The organism is Nocardia sp. NPDC005366, assembly GCF_040606855.1.
Lineage (GTDB): Bacteria > Actinomycetota > Actinomycetes > Mycobacteriales > Mycobacteriaceae > Nocardia.
Window position 1 is genome coordinate 76,560 of the sequence record NZ_JBEXFQ010000022.1, and the last position, 18,179, is coordinate 94,738.

19 protein-coding genes are annotated in these 18,179 nt (G+C 65.5%); 9 read left to right on the forward strand and 10 right to left on the reverse strand.

What is annotated here, in order from left to right:
- Positions 1–79 precede the first annotated feature (79 nt).
- Positions 80–697: a response regulator transcription factor gene (locus ABZS43_RS23865; protein WP_355038159.1), complete on the reverse strand. Its 618-nt coding sequence runs from the start codon at positions 695–697 to the stop codon at positions 80–82.
- Positions 694–1,944, reverse strand: coding sequence for a sensor histidine kinase (locus ABZS43_RS23870; protein WP_355038160.1), 1,251 nt, complete (start codon positions 1,942–1,944; stop codon positions 694–696). Before ABZS43_RS23870 ends, ABZS43_RS23865 begins: the two co-directional genes overlap by 4 nt.
- A gap of 130 nt (positions 1,945–2,074) precedes the next feature.
- Here ABZS43_RS23870 and ABZS43_RS23875 point away from each other — a divergent pair, with 130 nt between their 5' ends.
- Together ABZS43_RS23875 and ABZS43_RS23880 are read left to right on the forward strand one after the other, a co-directional pair.
- Positions 2,075–3,133, forward strand: coding sequence for an ABC transporter permease (locus ABZS43_RS23875; RefSeq protein ID WP_355038161.1), 1,059 nt, complete (start codon positions 2,075–2,077; stop codon positions 3,131–3,133).
- 14 nt (positions 3,134–3,147) lie between these two features.
- Positions 3,148–3,870: an ABC transporter ATP-binding protein gene (locus tag ABZS43_RS23880; protein WP_355038162.1), complete on the forward strand. Its 723-nt coding sequence runs from the start codon at positions 3,148–3,150 to the stop codon at positions 3,868–3,870.
- A gap of 29 nt (positions 3,871–3,899) precedes the next feature.
- On the opposite strand, the gene ABZS43_RS23885 is transcribed toward ABZS43_RS23880, so the two are convergent.
- Positions 3,900–4,754: an oxygenase MpaB family protein gene (locus ABZS43_RS23885; RefSeq protein WP_355038163.1), complete on the reverse strand. Its 855-nt coding sequence runs from the start codon at positions 4,752–4,754 to the stop codon at positions 3,900–3,902.
- A gap of 379 nt (positions 4,755–5,133) precedes the next feature.
- Here ABZS43_RS23885 and ABZS43_RS23890 point away from each other — a divergent pair, with 379 nt between their 5' ends.
- A complete protein-coding gene (locus tag ABZS43_RS23890; protein ID WP_355038164.1) occupies positions 5,134–5,538 on the forward strand; it encodes a DUF1003 domain-containing protein in 405 nt (134 codons plus the stop codon).
- A 291-nt stretch (positions 5,539–5,829) separates the two neighbouring features.
- Here the strand turns inward: ABZS43_RS23890 and ABZS43_RS23895 are convergent, their stop codons facing one another.
- From ABZS43_RS23895 to ABZS43_RS23915, 5 genes are all read right to left on the reverse strand, one after another.
- Positions 5,830–6,042, reverse strand: a complete 213-nt coding sequence (locus ABZS43_RS23895) for a hypothetical protein (protein WP_355038165.1) — start codon at positions 6,040–6,042, stop codon at positions 5,830–5,832.
- A gap of 341 nt (positions 6,043–6,383) precedes the next feature.
- Entirely contained in the window at positions 6,384–6,659 is a 276-nt protein-coding gene (locus ABZS43_RS23900) for a GlsB/YeaQ/YmgE family stress response membrane protein (RefSeq protein ID WP_355038166.1), read from the reverse strand.
- Positions 6,660–7,008: 349 nt separating this feature from the next.
- On the reverse strand, positions 7,009–8,484 hold the full coding sequence (locus ABZS43_RS23905) for a carboxylic ester hydrolase (RefSeq protein WP_355038167.1): 1,476 nt from the start codon (positions 8,482–8,484) through the stop codon (positions 7,009–7,011).
- 60 nt (positions 8,485–8,544) lie between these two features.
- Positions 8,545–9,750: a lipase family protein gene (locus ABZS43_RS23910; RefSeq protein WP_355038168.1), complete on the reverse strand. Its 1,206-nt coding sequence runs from the start codon at positions 9,748–9,750 to the stop codon at positions 8,545–8,547.
- A gap of 151 nt (positions 9,751–9,901) precedes the next feature.
- Positions 9,902–10,267 carry an SDR family oxidoreductase gene (locus ABZS43_RS23915; protein ID WP_355038169.1) on the reverse strand — a complete coding sequence of 122 codons (366 nt, stop codon included), beginning with the start codon at positions 10,265–10,267 and terminating at the stop codon, positions 9,902–9,904.
- A gap of 216 nt (positions 10,268–10,483) precedes the next feature.
- Between ABZS43_RS23915 and ABZS43_RS23920 the strand changes: the two genes are divergently transcribed.
- Entirely contained in the window at positions 10,484–10,876 is a 393-nt protein-coding gene (locus ABZS43_RS23920; RefSeq protein WP_355038170.1) for a hypothetical protein, read from the forward strand.
- Positions 10,877–10,896: 20 nt separating this feature from the next.
- Here the strand turns inward: ABZS43_RS23920 and ABZS43_RS23925 are convergent, their stop codons facing one another.
- Positions 10,897–12,114 (reverse strand): helix-turn-helix domain-containing protein, encoded by a 1,218-nt coding sequence (locus tag ABZS43_RS23925; protein WP_355038171.1) that lies wholly within the window; start codon positions 12,112–12,114, stop codon positions 10,897–10,899.
- 86 nt (positions 12,115–12,200) lie between these two features.
- Here ABZS43_RS23925 and ABZS43_RS23930 point away from each other — a divergent pair, with 86 nt between their 5' ends.
- A complete protein-coding gene (locus ABZS43_RS23930) occupies positions 12,201–13,292 on the forward strand; it encodes a ferredoxin reductase (RefSeq protein WP_355038172.1) in 1,092 nt (363 codons plus the stop codon).
- Between the two features lie 27 nt (positions 13,293–13,319).
- Complete coding sequence (locus ABZS43_RS23935; protein WP_355038173.1) at positions 13,320–14,435, forward strand: acyl-CoA desaturase; 1,116 nt, start codon at positions 13,320–13,322, stop codon at positions 14,433–14,435.
- Between the two features lie 48 nt (positions 14,436–14,483).
- Here ABZS43_RS23935 and ABZS43_RS23940 read toward each other — a convergent pair whose 3' ends face one another.
- Positions 14,484–15,872 (reverse strand): helix-turn-helix domain-containing protein, encoded by a 1,389-nt coding sequence (locus ABZS43_RS23940; RefSeq protein WP_355038174.1) that lies wholly within the window; start codon positions 15,870–15,872, stop codon positions 14,484–14,486.
- A gap of 267 nt (positions 15,873–16,139) precedes the next feature.
- Here ABZS43_RS23940 and ABZS43_RS23945 point away from each other — a divergent pair, with 267 nt between their 5' ends.
- The 3 genes from ABZS43_RS23945 to ABZS43_RS23955 all read left to right on the forward strand — a co-directional run bounded on the left by ABZS43_RS23945 (position 16,140) and on the right by ABZS43_RS23955 (position 18,159).
- Positions 16,140–16,697, forward strand: coding sequence for a helix-turn-helix domain-containing protein (locus ABZS43_RS23945; protein ID WP_355038175.1), 558 nt, complete (start codon positions 16,140–16,142; stop codon positions 16,695–16,697).
- Between the two features lie 207 nt (positions 16,698–16,904).
- Positions 16,905–17,861, forward strand: coding sequence for a PHB depolymerase family esterase (locus ABZS43_RS23950; RefSeq protein WP_355038176.1), 957 nt, complete (start codon positions 16,905–16,907; stop codon positions 17,859–17,861).
- 106 nt (positions 17,862–17,967) lie between these two features.
- The gene (locus ABZS43_RS23955) at positions 17,968–18,159 is read left to right on the forward strand and encodes a hypothetical protein (RefSeq protein ID WP_355038177.1); all 192 of its coding nucleotides are present in this window, start codon (positions 17,968–17,970) and stop codon (positions 18,157–18,159) included.
- Positions 18,160–18,179 lie beyond the last annotated feature (20 nt).

An 18,179-nucleotide genomic window follows, 5' to 3' on the forward strand; every position in this document is an offset into this window, starting at 1 on the left:
CCCGTCTCCAGGAATTCGGTCCGAGCCGGGAAGCTGCGACAACCGGATGGTGTGGCCGGTGGGCGCGGTGTCCAACGTGCTAGATCGCACCCTGTTCACGAGCCCGCGCGACCGCCGAAGTACGTGAGCGCACACCGAGTTTCGCGTAGATGTGCACCAGGTGGGATTTGACGGTCGTCTCGCCGAGGAACAGTTCCTTCGCGATCTCCCGATTGGATCTGCCGTCGGCTACCAGCCGTAGAACCTCGATCTCACGGGCACTCAATGTGGTGTCGGCCCGGCGCACTCGCGTCAGCAACTTCGACGCGACCGCGGGCGAGAGCGCGCTCTCCCCCGCGGCCGCCGACCGCACCGCCGCCAGTAGTTCGGTGGGCGGGGTGTCTTTCAGGATGTACCCGCAGGCGCCCGCCTCGATAGCGCCGAGAATATCGGCGTCGGTGTCGTAGTTGGTGACGACGAGCACGTTCGGCGGCTGCGGCAGGGCGCGCAGTTCGGCCGTCGCCGCCACGCCGGACCGACCCGACCCGAAACTCAGGTCCATCATCACGAGGTCGACCGCCGTGGTGGCGCAGAACGCGATCGCCGCCTCCGCCGTCGCCGCCTCGCCGACCACGGCGATATCGGGCGCGCTCGCCAGAAGCGCGCGCAGACCCGCACGGACGATGGCGTGATCGTCGACGAGCAGCAGGCCGATCACGAGCGATCCTTCCCCGCGTGCGAATTCGACGCGATTTCGGACCTGGACGCGGGAGTACGACCTATGTCGTCGTCCTGATCCGTTCGGCTGGAATCGGATTCGATCGGGAACGACACCGTCACCGCCGTGTGCCCTGGCTCCGACTCGACGGCCGAGGTGCCGCCCTGCTGTTCGACTCTGGTCCGCATCGCCGACAACCCGAAGGAGCCGGTGGATCCGCGATCGAGTACATCGGGCGCGATGCCGATGCCGTCATCCACGATATCCAGGGAGATATCGGTCTCCGTATAGGTCAATGTGACGCGCATCCGGCTCGCTCGGGCGTGCTGAACGACATTGGCCACCATCCCCTGCGTGATACGCACCAACGCGGCCTCGATCGGCATCGGCAGTCGCTGCGGCACGCCTTCCACCACCAGCCTGGTGGTACGCCCAGGTGCCTCGGCACGCTTGCAGATGCGCGCCAGCGCCTGCGTCAGCGACTGCCCGTCCAAGGCGGCGGGCGCCGATTCGGTGATCAGTCCCCTGGTATCGGCGAGGTTCTCGGCGGCAGTCGTCCTGGCCAGCCGGATCTGTTGCAGCGCGGGATGTTCGGGAGCGGCGCGTTCGACGGCGTGCAACAACAATTGGATACTGCTCAAGCCCTGCGCGACGGTGTCGTGAATCTCTCTGGCCAATCGTTCCCGCTCGGCGAGTTTTCCCGCGGTCCGTTCCCGCTCCGCGAGTACCGCACGGGTACTGAGCAATTCGTCGATGAGCCGCTGCCGTTCCACGGACTCCAGGAACAGCGCCTGGTAGCCCAGGCCGATCCCGACCGCCACCGCCGCACCGATGACCGGGCCGACCACGCCCGCCAGGGCCCAACCGCGATGCAGTCCGAAGCCGACAACGGCGACGCCGGTCGCGGCCGCGACCGCCGCGAGATTCCACGGGTACGGCAGCAGGTGCAGGTAGAGGAAGAACAATCCGAAGGCGAGATACCCGGCGTCGGGGGCGGCGACGACCAGCCCGAGCCACAGCAGGGTGAGCGAACCCAACCAGACAGGCATCGCGACGGGCCACCGGGCAAGGCACGCGCCCGCGAAGTAGGTGATCAGAAAGGCCGCCGTCAGTAACACCACCGGCAGCGGATGCGCGGCGCCCGGCAGCAGCGCACGCACCGCGACCACGGCCGCCAACGCCGCCATGAGCACGTGCAAGCCGAGCCGTAGCGTGGCGAAAACGGGGGTGAGCGGCGACGAGTGCACAGTGCCAGCTTATGCGCGGCTATCGGCGCGACATCCATCGAAAGGTGTAATCCGGCCACCGCCCTTCGACCGAGCGGATCTCGACCCCACGCCCGATGGCGAGACGCCCTTCGACCGCGACAGTGAGAATATGTTTGTCGCACTCCGGGAACTTCGCGCCGCACGCGGCCGATTCCTGCTCATCACACTGGTCGTCACGCTGGTGGCGCTGCTGGTGAGCTTCCTCGGCGGCCTGGCCGCCGGGCTCGCACACCAGAACATCTCCGCTGTGCAGTCGCTGCGGGCCGACGCGCTCGTCTTCGCCGATACCGGGGCGGACCCGTCCTTCGACGCTTCGGCGCTGACGCCCGAGCAGATCGACATCTGGCGGGCGGCCGCGGGGCGGACCGGGACCGTCGACCCGGTCGGCATCAGCCGCACCGAGGCAGGCCGTACGGGTGCGCCGCCGACCGCGGTCGCACTGTTCGGCGTCACGTCGCCGGTCGTTGGTGATCGTGCCGCTACCGAGGCGGGCACGGTGGTGCTCAGCAACGGAGTCGCGAAGGCGCTGCACGCGAGTCCGCACGATACCGTCACCCTCGGCGGACGCCTGTTCACGGTGTCCGCGGTCCGCGGCGACGACTGGTACAGCCACACCCCCGTGGTGTGGATGACCCCCGCCGACTGGCAATCGGTGAGCCCGCGCGCAGGCGCAGCCACCGTGCTCGCGATCACCGGTGTACCGGACCGGGACGCCGCCGACGCCGCCGCGCACACGACGGCAACCGGTATGTCCGATTCACTCTCCGCGCTCGCGGCCTACCAGGCCGAGAACGGTTCCCTCACTCTGATGACGGTGCTGCTGTTCGCCATCTCGGCCCTGGTGATCGGCGCGTTCTTCACGGTGTGGACCATCCAGCGGATGCCCGATATCGCGATATTGAAGGCCCTGGGCGCGACCTCGGGATCGCTCGTCCGGGACGCCCTCGCCCAGGCAGCGATCGTCCTGGTGGCGGGCGTCGGGCTCGGTCTCGCCATCACCGCGCTCGGCGCGAGGGCGCTCGGCGACGCGCTGCCGTTCGAACTCGGCCCGGCCACCACGCTGCTGCCCGCCGGCGCGCTCATCGCGCTCGGCCTGCTGGGTGCGGCCTTCGCGCTGCGCTTCCTGTTCACCACCGACCCACTCACCGCGCTCGGCGCGGCCCGCTGATCCGGAGTTCCGAGATGACCATCGCGCTGACCACCGACAATGTCACCCTCACCTATCCCGACGGCGCGGGCAGGCTCACCGCACTCGATCGGGTGAACCTGCATGTCACCGGAGGTACTATCGCCGCGGTCACCGGCCCCTCCGGATCCGGGAAATCCAGCCTACTTGCCGTGGTCTCGACCCTGATCCGTCCCGATTCGGGCCGCGTTCTGCTCGAGACCGACAGCGGCACAGTCGATCTCGCCGGACTCGGCCGACGCGAGGCGGCGGCCGTGCGGCGATCGCGCATCGGCATCGTCTTCCAGCAAGCCAATCTCGTCTCGGCGCTGACCGCCGTCGAACAGCTCGAAGTGATGTCGCATCTGGGTCGACGGCCACGCCTGCCGACCGCGAACCGACGCGAAACCCGTTCGAAAGCACGGGAACTCCTCGACGCGGTCGGCCTCACCGACCATCACGCGAAGTATCCGGCACAGTTGTCGGGTGGCGAACGGCAACGCGTGAATATCGCCCGCGCGCTGATGAACGACCCGGCGCTACTGGTGATCGATGAACCCACCAGCGCCTTGGATACCGAGCGCGGCGCGGCCATCATCGACTTGATCCTGTCCGTGGTCCGCGACCGCGGCTCGGCCACCCTCCTCGTCACCCACGACAGCGCCCACCTGCACCGCATGGACACGGTCTACCGGATGGTCGACGGCGCGCTGGAACTCCAGCCGCGAGTGGTTGTGTAGTCGGGGTGGACTCAGGTCGGCACGTCACGTCACACCAGGGGTTTTCCCTGCTCGCGTCGCCGTCGCATGTCGCGCAAGTGGGTTTCGAACGGATAGAGGCGGAAACGTTCGGGCAATACGAAACACACCGCGCCGATGACCCGCATCGTCACCTCGAATATCCGCTGCCTGCGCGGGCTCCAACGAAGACCGAGTTCGTCGCGGAACCGTTGTGGCAGATACCCCGTCGTGAAGAAACGGTTGATCCGCCGCAACAGCACACGTTCGACCCGACTGTAGGGGCCGAGGTCGATCACCTGCTCGAGCAGGTACCGCCTGACCTCGTCGTCGATGGAGATCTCGGCGAGCCCGGCCTCCCAGTACTGGGCGAACGCCGCGCGATCACTCGGCCACATCTGCGGAGGCATCTGCAGAGTCGTACCGAATCTGGCGGACTCCTGATATAGCTCGTCGGCGACCTCATCATCGATGCCGCCGCGCAGGAAGGTCAGGGAGTCGAGCGTGCCCTTGTACAGGCACGCGGCAACCCACAGTTGCAGGTTCGGATCGAACGCGTTGTATTTCACCGCACTACCCGGCCGCGAGCGCACCTGCCGGTGCGAGGTGTCGACCGCGGAGCGGAAAGCCTCACGATCCTCGTCCGTACCGAGCATCGCCACCGCCAGATAGGTCAGCGTCGTCTTTCCTCGCTTACGCGGCCGCAGATCGAAACGCCCGCTGTCCACCGTGCTTTCGATCACGCCACGACCAACTGGCGCCCGGCTGAGCTGCATCACCACATTCGCCGGACCACCGAGCAGAGCCGCCGGTCCCGCCATATAGCGACGTCGACGCACGGCGGTGTCGGCGACATCGGCAGCAACATTTCGGACCGGACGAGACATCGGCTACTCCACAACCTCGTGAGAGAATATTACACTCATCCTCTCATTGCCTCCTCCCTGAGACAAGAGCAGTCCACCTGAGCGTGGCTTTCGGCTCGAGTCCGGCCGCCGAACTGCACGGCAACCAGCTTCGGCGTGGCGGATCGACAATCCCCCGACGACACACACGAGGACGCATGACAATGACCGAAGCGACCCGAAACCTTGGAATTCTGTCGCGCTGCGACGGACCCTGGCTGGTGGTCACGGCGATCGGGTCGGCGCCGGATTGCGGGTTCCCGCACCCGAGCGCACCCCCGGAACGATTGATCCGGGAGAATACCTGTGGCCGATAGCATTCGGGCGTCGTCGCTCGCTGTCAAAACCCGAGGAGCCCGTCATGTCGCAGCCGTCGAATCCCGCCCAGCACCCGGTCGTGGTCGACTTCCACGCCCGCCGCCGCGACAACTGGCAACTACGCATGGCGGACTGGATCACCCGATTCGCCGGATCGATGCCGTTCGTCTATATCCATGCGGTCGGGTTCGCCGCCTGGATGATCGTGTGCGAGCAGAGTCCCTGGCCGACACTGACTCTGGTGGTTTCGCTGGAGGCGATCTTCCTGTCGACCTTCGTGATGATCGGACAGAACCGGGCAGCCGAATTCCAGCAGCTCAAAGCCGACCACGACTTCGCCGAGGAAGAGCTCGAACTCAAGACCAACACCGAAATCACCCGTGCCATCCATGCCATGACCACCGAACTGCACCGCCGAATCATCAACGAAACAACCGATTCCCGTTGAGGTGGGGATTCGGTGCGATGGCTGAAGGCACTACCAACCACTTCCCGCCGTGCGCGGCGTCACCCCCGTCGAACCCGCGAGGAATGACAGCGCCTCTGCTGGAAAGAGTTCGCGCGGAAGCACTCGCAGGCCAAGTCGACCGGATACCACCCGCATCCCCTCGCACGCCACGCGCTAGTCTACACTCGGACAACGGATTACGCCGGTTCCCGTCATCAGGTCGACCTCCTGATGGGTCTACGCGTAGATGCGCGTAACCACCCGGTGGGAGTCGGCGAAGCGTTATTCGATTCAGGAGGCCTTCGAGCCACCGCTGAGGCTGGACGAACCTGTGCCCAGCAGTTGCAGAAGGTTCTGGAAGATATCGCACATGCCCGGCGCGCCGATGGGGTACTCAACGCACTGCGAAACCGGGGCCACCGGTTCGATGGCGGCGTGGGCGGTGGCCAGCGGGGCCAGCATCATCGCACCGGCCATGGTGGCTGCGGCGAGTGATCGGTTCATCGAAAATTCCTTCTGTTCTCTGTTTTTCGAACTGCCCACTTGCCCCCGAAGCAGCGGAGATCACGTTATTCGGGCATTGGCCCACCGCACAGACCCTGGTTCCGTGGCCCATGGATCCAGGGCCACTCCCGGGATTTTGCGCCCCATCACAAGGCCCGTCGAACACAGGGCCCGTCGAAGCGTTGGGTCCCGAGTTCGCCCGCGCGCGATCGCGGACTCGGTGAAATGCCAGAGACCCCGGTAGCCGTTGGACTACCGGGATCTCGATGCTGCGCGTGCGCCGAATCGGTCCGGCGATATGCCGGATGACGGCCAGGTCGAGGACCGATCGGTGGTTCCGGTTATCGCAGTGCGCGGCTGCGTCCGGTCACGAGCCCGACCAGGAACAGCAGGACGACCGCGCCGCCCAGGCAGGTGAAGAAGCTGAACCACAGCCCGCCGCCCTCGACATCGGTGCCGAACAGCTTCAGCACGAACCCGCCCAACAGGCCGCCGACGATACCGACCACGATATTGAGCAGGATGCCCTGCTTGGCATCGGTTTTCATGATCTTGCTGGCAATCCAGCCCGCCAGTCCGCCGATGATGATCCAACCGAGGATTCCCAGACCCAGCATCGTTTTCTCCTATTCCCTGCACCGGAAACGCTCACTTCCGAGCGTGCTTCGCTCTCGACATACCCCGCACTCGCACAACAAACCCCACCGATCGGCACCGACAGAGCCGTTCCCGTTTCGTCTCATCTCGATCGCATGGAAAATAGGGTCTTTTGACCCCAATCCGGGATGGAGTCTGCTACGAATGGATCTCGGCACCCTTTCTACGTCGTTCAGCCATTCGACCGCCCGAGGGTGCCGAACCGGATACAGCGGCACCGGTCAGGGCTCGGGTTGAGCCCCCGATCCCTGACGGTGCCGCACCGGCGAAACAGCAGGTCACGGCCGATTCTGTTGTGCGGCACCCGTTTCAGCGTTGATCGAGATGAACTTCGGCCCAGGGCGGCGCGGTGTCGAGCAGCAGGCTCGGGTGGTCGGCGAGATGGCGATGGAAGAACGCCACGGTGTAGGCGGCAATGATGTCGTGGCCGCGCTCGGCGCCGACCGGCCCACAGATGCCGATCGCTTCGGCCAAGGGCGTCCACAAGGGGGCGTCGGTGAAGTTCACATGGAACATGCCGGGTGCTTGCAGGTAGTAGTGCCCGCCGGCAGGACTGTTGTGGAACGCCGCGCGCTGAGTGGTCAGGGTTTCCTCGATGTCGCGGTCGGTCCAGCCTCCGCTTCTGCTTCGTTCCAGCAGCATGGAATCGGCATCGCGCGTCAGCCACATACTCGGTTGCCTCAGCCCTTGGGCCGCGACCTGGACCGGCATCGCGGCATCCATCATCAGACACGCGGCCAAGCGCACGTCGGTGCGGCACACCTGCCCGACCACCATCGCGCCCAGCGAGACACCGAACGCGCCGACGTGGTCCAGATCCAGCCGTTGCGTGAGCACCCCGCCGGGATCCCGAGCGTTCAACCGCTGCAACTGGGTGAGAGTGAAACTGACATCTTCTCCCAGATATCCGAGTATGCCGTCAGGATATTCGACCCCGCCGAGCACAGGTGCCGGGCTGACCGGACTGATGGACTGTTCGACCAGCGGATCGAGGCGGCCCTTGTCCCATCCGGCCACCGAGCGCCCATCGGGGAAGGTGGTGGCCGCGGAGGTGTAGGGCTGGTCCAGACCGACGACGACGAAGCCACGCGAAACCAACTGCTCGACCTGGAACATATTCGATTGACGGAAACCGCCGAGTCCGGACACGAAAACGAGCACAGGGTATCGAGAGCTCCCGGTTGCCACGGGAGCCGTAGGGGTGGCGTGGGTGGGGATGGTGTCCCAGTAGTCGAAGACGAAACCTGGAACGTGGAACATCCGCCCCACCGACGACGACAACGGCGCGGCGTCCACGACATACGGCTCGGTATCGGCTCGGTCGACAGTCTCGGCCGGATACCAGACTTGAGCCATCAGTTCGCGCGCAGTACCGGGACCGGCATCGAAGATCTCCCGCCGCGCCTCGTCACGCCAGTGATAGGTCAGTGTGCCGATCGCATACGGGCCACCAGGGCGTGGAAGTTCGAACACTGGAACCACGACCGGCACCGCCGCCGAGACAACGAACACCAGGATCCCCACGCTCATCCCCACCGATCGCGTCGCGGGGCTGAAGACGCGACCGGTGCCCAGCAACGCCGCACACGTCGCGACTATCGCGGCGAGCGTGTAGGCCGGAATCATCTGCCAGCGGTAGCCCTCCGCGAGAAACTGGACCACCGCGATGAGCGGTGCGATCACCGCCAGATATCGCCACTGCTGTCCCCGACCTCGCCAGGGAGCCGCGAGCGCGGCCAAACCGGCGGCATTGGCGGCGCACACGATGATCTCGATCAACCTCACCGCATAGATTCTGCTCCCCGAGCGACCGAGCGCCTTCTCATCGCACGATATGTCGATTCGTCAGCAGGTGACAGGCGCAGGCTCGCCGCGAACCCGCCCCTCGAGCCACAGCTGCATCGCGGGGGCGCCTATCGCCCCCGCGGACAGATGCTCTACCGCGGGAACTTGCAGCGTCTGCAGTCGCACCCCGGCCGCGCACCAGCGGCGGTTGGTGTTGTCGATCGCGGCGATCGGAATCAGCGGGTCGGTCGGCGAATGCCATTCGAATATCGGTATTTCCGGAACGCCGTCGTAGAGTTCCACGCTGTTCTCCTCCACCACCGCCCAGGCATCGGGCAGGTGAAAGACGGAGAGGCCGGTGGCGAAGTCGCGAGCGCTGCCACCGACACCGATGGCAAGGATGTCGTTGGTGCAACTGTTGGCCATCGCGTCACGGATCGCGAGGCCGCGCTCATTGAGACTCGAGCTGGTCGGCACACGATCCGGGTACTCCCGCTCCAGGCCGATGGCCGCCGCCATGGCCAACCCGAAGGCCGGATGGGGATCGAGGCCGAGCCCCCGCGCCATCTTCTCCAGGTTCATCGGGGCCCCGCCGATGGCCGCGCCCGCCAGCCGCAACTCCGGTGCGTAAGACGGTTGCAGCACAGCCGCCCATGCCGTGGCGAGACCGCCACCGGAGTAGCCGGCCAGCGCCACCGGGCTGTCCTGAACGGCGAGTTCGGGCAACTGTTGCACCGCCCGAATGCCGTCCAGAGTGATCTGGCCGCCCAACCGCCCGGCTCCGAGCGCGAACTGCGGTCCGAGATGATCCGGCAGCGCCACACTCCAGCCCCGCTGCAGCAACATGCTCAACGCCGGCGTGATCGTCGACAGATTCAGATCGTTGCCGTAGAGGCTGTGCGATACCGCGCAACCGGTGCCGAGCGAATTGATGAAGTGCTGATACGACAGCAGCGGTGCGCCGGGTTGATGCCCTGCCGGGGTGGCGATGGTGGTGGTCGCCGCGATCGGCGCCCCCCGCGAATTGGTGGAACGAAACTCGACCAGCCTGATCGTGGCGCCGGGGAAGACGGCCAACGGTGGCAGGACCCGCACGGCGAGCACGTCACCCGGCCGGTGCGCCGCCAGGTCGGCCGGGGCGGCATAGAAAGGGTCCGGATCCGGGCGCGGATAAATAGGTTCGGCGATTGCCGCCGTCGCCAGTAGCAGCAGCGTGAATGCTGTACTGCCGAGCGCACCTAGGAAACGAACAAAGGGACGAGTCACGACCTTGACCTCCGGGGGTAGTTCGCCGCATTCATCGATTCGCAGCTGTAACAGATCGCTTCGGTCAGCAAACTATCACGACACACGCAAGCAAGACCGCATTGCCCGAAAAAGGCGCGATCACGTGCGGAAGGTGACGAGTTCCCTGCACTCACCACGAGGAACGGCCATGTGCAGCAATCAGATAGCCATCGACCGGCGGCATTCGCCGGATCTGCCATTCCTGGCGTACGCGTTTCTCGAGGCCCTTCCGATGGATCACCGGGGTCGGCCGACGAACCGCGCCGATCCCGGTGAATTCGGGAATTGGAACTGTCCGAATGCCTTGTGGTTGCGGGCTATCGGGTGGTCGGTTCGATCGGCGGAACCCTCCGGTGTCGACAGGACCGGGGGTCACGGTGTTGAGGGTGATTGCCTGGTCGGCACAGTGATCGGCCAGAGTGCGGGTGATCGAGGCAAGCGCGCCCTTCGTCGTGGCGTAGGCGATGCCATTGCGCCGGCTGACTCCGGTGACCACGGCGACTCGCCCGCGCAGCGGGAGCGGATCACGTCAGTTCATCGGCGGCGGATTCGCCGTGGGGCATGAAGCAAGTTTCGGCTAACCACCGAGGAAGATCGCCCGCACCTCGCACAGCGTGATGGCGTCGAGGACGGGTGAGTCGGCGTGGCGAAGTCGGCGTTTCGCGAGGACACTGAGGACGTAGCGCCCAACTCGTCCCCAGGAGCACATCCGATGGCAACCAACGGGCCCTTCGGCATCGATCCGGAAGATTTCGAACGCGCACTGCGTGGGGCGGGAACCGAGCTCCGCGACCTGCTCGGGAAAGCCGGCGTATACCTGGATCGCGTGGATCACGCGAGTGTCGGTTCGCTGGCGTCGCTGTTCGGTCAGTTCGTCCAGCCGCAACGTCCACGTCCACCGAAACCCGAGGGCGAGACCACCGGCGAGACCGGCAGCGGGGTGTGGGCCATCTACCGCATCGATGATCTCGGCGAGGCCAGGGTCGACCAGGTCTTTCCGAGTGAGCTCGAGGCCCTACGAGCGCATCGCGACAACACCGATGCTCGCCGTCGGGTGCGGTTTCTGCCCTACGGGGTTCCGGCGAGTGTGTTGGATTCGCCCTGACGACGGCGACCCGCGTTCGGTCAGCAGCCGCCCGCCGTGGGCGACCCATTCGATCCCGCGACGCCCGTGGATCCGAGTGCGATAGTGAGCTCCAGGACGGTGCAGGGGTCGTCGAGGCGCTCGCCGTAGCGTTCGCGGAGCTGGCCGACCCGGTAGCGCACGGTCTGGGGGTGGACGTGGAGCGAAGCCGCGATCTGGTCACGTCTTCCGTGATGGAGTAGCCACGCGCGCAGTGTTTCGACCAGCTTCTCTCTCGTCGCGGGTCGTAGATCATCGAGCGGGGCAAGGATTTTGGACCGCAGGTCGGACAATGCGATCGGGTCTGCCCGCAGCACGAGCTCGGTCAGGTAATCGTCGGTGTCCATGGCCGCGCCGGAACCGAGATCCATTTCGATACTTCGCATCACGCGATTCACCGATGCCGAGGCGTTCGTCCACGGCCTGGCCGGACCGAGGACAGCACGATGATCGGCCAACGCGCCGACCAATTTCGTTCGTGTCCGCGGGTTCACATCAGGAAGTAGAAGCACGAGCCATTGCTCACCCGTTCGGTCGGCAATGTTGTCGGGTAGACGGAGTGTTCGCGGATCGAGCTGTGCAGCGATGACGCGTTCAGCGCCCTCCGACAGGGCCAACGCCGTCAAGGTACGGGGCGGCCGCCACTCTGCTCGTTCGGCCGCGGAGGCGAGATCGTCGACCGACGAGCCTGCGAGGATCTGCTGGACGAGCCGCTCACGGTTGCGTTGACGTGACAGCCCACTGATCGCGAGTTCCTCCGCGTGTCCGGCCACGCTGTAGGCCGACAGGCGGTCGATATAGCTGAACATCAGTTCCGCGAACAGGGCCAGAGTGTCCCCTGGCAGTCCGTGGGATACGGCGATGCCGCTCAGCTCGCGCCACGCAACGGTCGCTCCGGTCCGGTATGCGGCAAGCAATACGTCGGTCGAACGTCCTTGACGGGCCTCACCACGCCCCAGCGAGTACGCGCCGACGAGACTGGGGCTCACCGGACCGGCGGCGGTGTCGTCCCCGGGAGGTTCGGTGGCCTCCTTGATGAATCCTTGAAGCGCCTGTTGGACAGCGTTTTCTATGACGCGACCCATCCTGCCACTGAAGGCATCGGCGTAGCTCGGCACTTCCGCGATGACCATCGCCACCGTCCGCTCGGCCACCGCGGGCAGCGCTGACCACATCGCGTCGATCACAGCCTTCGGCAGCACCACCTGCGCTGACGCCATAAATCTATCCTCTGCGAACAAAATGTGGTTGCACTTTCACGCGTTCGAGTCAAGATTTTACCCCCTCAGGCGGCGATGATGGAGACATGACAATTTCGCTGCCCGAGCGGACCACCGTCGTGGCCCGAGTCGCCCGACGCCAGGTGCGTAAGCTCGCCGAACTCGTCACCACCCCGCTGGTCCCCCAGGATTTCCTGGACCTCGTCCGGCCGCTGGACAGTCGCACCGACCTTCGGGGCAGAATTGAGTCCATCGCGGCGGAAACGCCCGATGCGGCGACGATTCGGATCCGTCCCGGCCGAGGTTGGCACCGGCCTTCCGCCGGACAGTATGTACGCATCGGCATCGACGTCGACGGTGTGCGGCAGTGGCGCACCTATTCGATTTCCGCACGACATGACGACGGCACTTTCACGATCACCGTCAAGGCCGTACCGGGCGGTATCGTCTCATCCCAACTGGTTCACCGGACGCGGACCGGAACAATCGTGCAACTCGATCAGCCGGCAGGCGAGTTCCTCCTGCCCACTCCTCGGCCTGCCAAAACGCTTTTCATCACGGCCGGTAGCGGCATAACCCCGGTGATGAGCATGCTGCGGGAATCCTTGAACGAACTCGACGACGTCGTTCTCGTGCACTCCTCCCCTACCGCGGGCGACGCCATCTTCGGCGCCGAACTGCGCGCTCTCGCGACAGCCCGCCGCCTGCGCCATGTCGAACGGTTCACCACCGCTCAGGGCCGACTCACACCCGATGAACTCGCTGCGATAGTCCCCGATCTCGCCGAGCGTTCCGCCTGGGCGTGCGGCCCGGCGCCCTTGCTCGACGCGCTCGAACAGCACTACCGAGAAGCCGGAATCGCGCATCGACTTCGCACCGAACGCTTTCGAGCCGCCCCGATCGTCACCGGAGTCGGCGGCACCGCCACCTTTGCCCGTACAGACACGACCGTGCGCGCCGACGGTGCGACAAGCCTGCTCGACGCCGGCGAATCCGCTGGAGTACTCATGCCGTCGGGATGTCGGATGGGCGTGTGCTTCGGGTGCGTGGTACCCCTGCGCCGTGGCGCGGTACGAGACCTCCGCAACGGTGATCTCACCACAGCCCATCCCGGCGACGGCGTCCTTGTTCAAACGTGCGTATCCGCAGTCGCAGGTGCCTGTGAAATCGACCTCTGACCACCAGACAACAGACTGGAACTGCTCATGACTGCCCTACAGAAGAAGCCGAACAGTCCGGTGGCGCACCTGAGCGCCGAGGACATCGAGGCACTCGGCCTCGAACTCGACGCCATTCGCGACCAGGTTCTCGCCTCCCGTGGCGAGGCCGACGCCGCCTACATCCGCGAAGTGATCACTGCCCAACGCTTCCTGGAGGCCACCAGCCGACTTGTGCTGTTGGCGTCGATATTTCCGCCGGCCTGGCTGCTCGGAACAACCGGGCTGTCCATCGCGAAGATCCTCGAGAATACGGAAATCGGACACAATGTCATGCACGGCCAGTGGGACTGGATGCGTGACCCGAAGATTCATTCCACGACCTGGGAGTGGGACAACGCCTCCCCTTCGGATCAGTGGAAGCACTCGCACAACGAATTGCACCACACCTATACCAACGTGCTGGGCAAAGACAACGACCTCGGGTACGGCATCATGCGGGTCGACGAGGATCAGCGCTGGTCGCCTTTCCATATCGGCCAGCCCCTGTGGAATCTCCTCAACGCCTGCTTCTTCCAATACGGTATCGCCGCATACGATCTCGAACTCGGCGCGAATCTGAGCAGAGACCGGCGGCGTAACCCGGAGTTCCGCGCCCGAGTCGGCGCCACACTGCGCAAGATCGGCCGCCATGCCACCCGCGACTACCTGATTCACCCGCTTCTGTCAGGAGTGTCCGCCCCGGCCACATTCACGGCCAACCTGACCGCGAATCTCATTCGCAATCTCTGGACCCATTCGGTCATCATGTGTGGCCACTTCCCCGAAGGCGTGGAGACATTCGAGAAGACCTCGATCGACGGTGAGACTCGTGGCGACTGGTACCTGCGGCAGATGCTGGGGTCGGCCAACATCGAAGGAAGCCCACTGCTGCACACGATGACCGGAAATCTATCCTTCCAGATCGAGCACCACCTGTTTCCCGACCTGCCCAGCAACCGCTACCAAGAGATCGCACCGCAGATAGAGAAACTCTTCGAACGGTACGGCCTCTCCTACACCTCCGGCCCGATCCACCGCCAAGTCGCCTCGGCGTGGCACAAGGTGATTCGGTTGTCACTGCCCAACGATTTTCTTCGATCGAAGAAACTCGAATCTGTTTGAGGCCAAAACGTCCTCCGCCTCGGTTCACGTGCCGGTGGGCGCGATCGCCTATGTCCGCGCCCCCTGGTTCGCGGCGAGGTCGGCTCCGGGGGTGTCGGCGGTCGAACTCTCGGATCGCGGCGGGAATGTCCTGGCGATCAGTGCGGCGCGTAGCGCCCACAGCCCCTCGGCGCGGGCGGGATCGAGTCCGGTGATAACCGCGATTCGCTTGAGTCGGTGGTCGATGGTGTTGGGATGGATATACAGTCGGCGCGCCGATTGCTGACGGTTCTGATCATTGAGCAGGTAGACGGTGAGCGTCTCGAGCAGCAGGGGGTGGGCCATCAGCGGGTCCAGTCGGCTCGCGAGGGATTCTCTGACCGCTCCCGGGCGGGTGAGCTGGTATTCGGCGGCCAGCTGGTCGAATCGGTACAGCCTGGTCTCGGCCTCGGCCGACAACGCGTGCTGCAGGCGGGTGGCGACATCGACCATGTCGTGCAGTATTTGCGACATCTCCGGAATCGCGTCGACGGCGACCTCGAGATGTACCGCGGTGATGACGGCATCGGCCGCGTCGGCGATGGCGTCGACGATCGGTTTCAGTCGCTCGGAAGGCAACGCGGTGCTGGGGATCAATACCGTTCCGCCGCTGATGCTCAGCAACGACAACACCTCTGTGCCGCAGGTGGCGGCCAGTTCGGTCCGGATCCGTTGAACTGTGCGCCGGGCCACGACTCGGTGATCGACGCCGCTGTCGGATTTCATGCGATGAGGCGTCATGGACACCGCCAGGACGTGGTAGTGATCGGCGATCGACATACCGCACTCCCGCGCCATCGCCGTCGTCGCCCGGCCGTTCATCAGTGCCGTGGTGAGTGCGTGTACCGCATTGGGATGTTCTCCCGCGACAGCACGGTATTCGCGCAGATATGCCATCGTCACCGTGGTGGTCATCAGGTCGAGCAGATCGATGGTGCGTGCTCCGATGTCCACGCATTCGGCGACCGCGGTGATCACGGACTGACTCGCCACGAGTTCGTGGGCCATCTTGGAACCTTCGTGCAGAGCGTGCAGGATCACATCCAACGGCACGCCGTCGCGGGCCCACTGCTCAGCGGCTGATTCCAGTTGCGCCACTTCGCGTTCGGTGGGAGTGCCGCGCCCATCGAGGATCGTGGTGGCGATTCGCAGGCAGTTGACGGTCACCGCGGTGACGTCACCGCGGAGCGCGTCATCGGGCACTGTGAGGCATTTGGCGACGGTCTGCTTGAAGTGCCGGACCATTTCCTCGGCGAGAGATCTGGTGTCGCGCAGGGACATCGCGGCGGGACCGAGGGGCCCGGCGGGACCTGAACAGTGTGATTCCTCGGTCGGCGCCGGCGTCGCTCCCGCCGTCGACACCGCGACCAGTGGACCTCGTCCCCGCTCATACGTACCGCTGCGGTTGTGCTCGCCCATCGCAACACTCCTCTTCGAGTCGTGTGGCGCAGGGCCACACCGGCAACCGGACAATAGAATCCGGTTACCGGTCGGTAGTGTTCCCTACATCACCTCGAGGGTCAAGATGTGACCATCATCGCGTCGACCAAGAGTGGCGACACTGTCGGAGGCCACTGTCGAAGTCGAGACGCACTGGATGACGCGACATTCGACAACCGCGAGCCGCAGCCGCGCTCCCGAACCGACCGAGAACCGGCTGTGCACGTGCCGGGTAGAGTCGGAACCGTGAGTGCCGCGAGTCGCGTCAACCGGGGACGCGCCGCCGCCGCCGAAAACCGGGCCGCGATCCTCGCCGCCGCCCGCGAAATCTTCGCCGAGCACGGTAGAACCGCGTCCATGACCTTGATCGCGCAAACAGCAGGTGTCGGGCAGGGCAGTCTCTATCGGCATTTCCCTACCCGCGGCCAGTTGATCCACGCCGTCTACGAAAGCAACATCGCAGAGCTGGAGTCGCTGGCCCGGCAAGACGACTCCACCATCGACGAGCTACTCGAAGCCCTCTACCGGCAACTCACCGACTCCGCCGCCTTCATCGCGGTGTTCGACTCCGCCGACGGCCAAAGCCCGCATCTGACGTCGATCCGGGGAAAACTGCGGAAGTTGTTGTCGGACAAACTCTCTGATCGAAGTCAGCGCGGACGTCTGCGCGATGAGATCACCACGGACGACGTCTACGTCGCGCTCGGCATGCTGGCAGCGCTCCTGCACCAGACGCCATCATCCCAGCGTCGCGGCACCGCTCGACACGCTTGGGGTCTTCTGCTGCGCTCCCTCTACCGCTGACCCTTTCCCCGGCAGAGACACCGGTCGCCTGTGATCGCTGCAGACAGGACGACCGATAGGCCGTGAGGATATCCAATAGGTGACCCGAGCGCTCCGGCACCGGGCACATCGTCTGCGACTCTGCTTCTCATGTTTGACAATCATGTTGCGGAAGTTGATGTTCGGAGTTCCAGAAGCGTCCGGCACGGACTGCGGACTTTCGCCGCAGTGGCGCTGCGGCTGGTAATCGTCGCCGCGTTCGTCACCGCCGCCGGTAGCGCGGCGCGTGCCGACCAGCCAGGACCCGCCGCCGTACCTTCGGCGGGCTGCGGCCGACCGGTTCCCGTTCAGGGGGAAACGACCGTGAAGTTCCATGGCACCGAGAAGTCGGGCCAATACCGTCAGGCTGTTCCGGCCGGGGCGAATCGCCCGCTGCCAGTCGTCATCGCCCTGCACGGCATCCTGGAAAACATCGATATCGCCGACGTGGGCAGCGGTCTGGGTGAATTCGGTTACCACAAGGGTTTCCTCACGATCACCCCTCAGCTCGATCGACTCGCCCCCTCGCAATGGGAGTACGGCCCCGGCTCGGCGGACATGACTTGGGTGTCGGAAGTGCTGACCGATGTGGAGTCCAGCCTGTGCGTCGACAAACGGCGCGTCTACGTGACCGGGCTATCGATGGGCGCGTTCGCCACCAGTTCCATCGGCTGCCAGTTCGCCGATCGCGTCGCAGCCATCGCACCGGTGTCCGGGCTCCGAGACTTCAGCTGGTGCCGTCCGTCGCGGCCGGTGCCGGTGATCGCGTTCCACGGCACCGATGATGCGATCGTTCCGTATGCGGGGCAATCGAATTCCGGGTCCGCGTCGGGGTCGGCGGCCGTTGCCGAGAACACTGGGGTAGGCCCGAAACCGGTGACCGACAACGCCGCGGCCTGGGCGCGCCGCGACGGGTGCACCGGCGGACCCGAGCGGACAACGATCGCATCCGATGTCGTCCTGGATCGATACTCGTGCCCGTCCGGGGTCGACGTGCACCTGTACTCGATCATCGGCGGCGGTCATATCTGGCCCGGCACCAACTCCCCGCTGTACCCGGAGATCATCGTCGGCAAGAACACGAACTCGATCAGCGCCACGGCTCTGATCTGGGACTTCTTTCGCGCTCATCCGATGAACACCTGACCGATACACCCGGAACGCGGACACGCGATCGCTGTCCGATGATCTTCCCGCCACCCCACCCAGCGCGGTAGCGCCCGACGTGCGCCAGCGCCAGCAGGGACGGGGGGTGGCGACCGGCGTCGTCGTCGGGGCACTGACGCTGGGCCCCGGCACCCCACACCTCATCCGCGGGATCGGGCACGTTCCGTGGCAAGTGACCATCGCGGTCACCTCGGGGCTGACCGTGCTCGCGGCGTTGGGCGCGGTCGCGGCCGGGTGGCTCGCCGATCGGGTGGGGCGCACGGCCCCTCGGCGCTGAGCCTCGCCGACGGGCGGCGA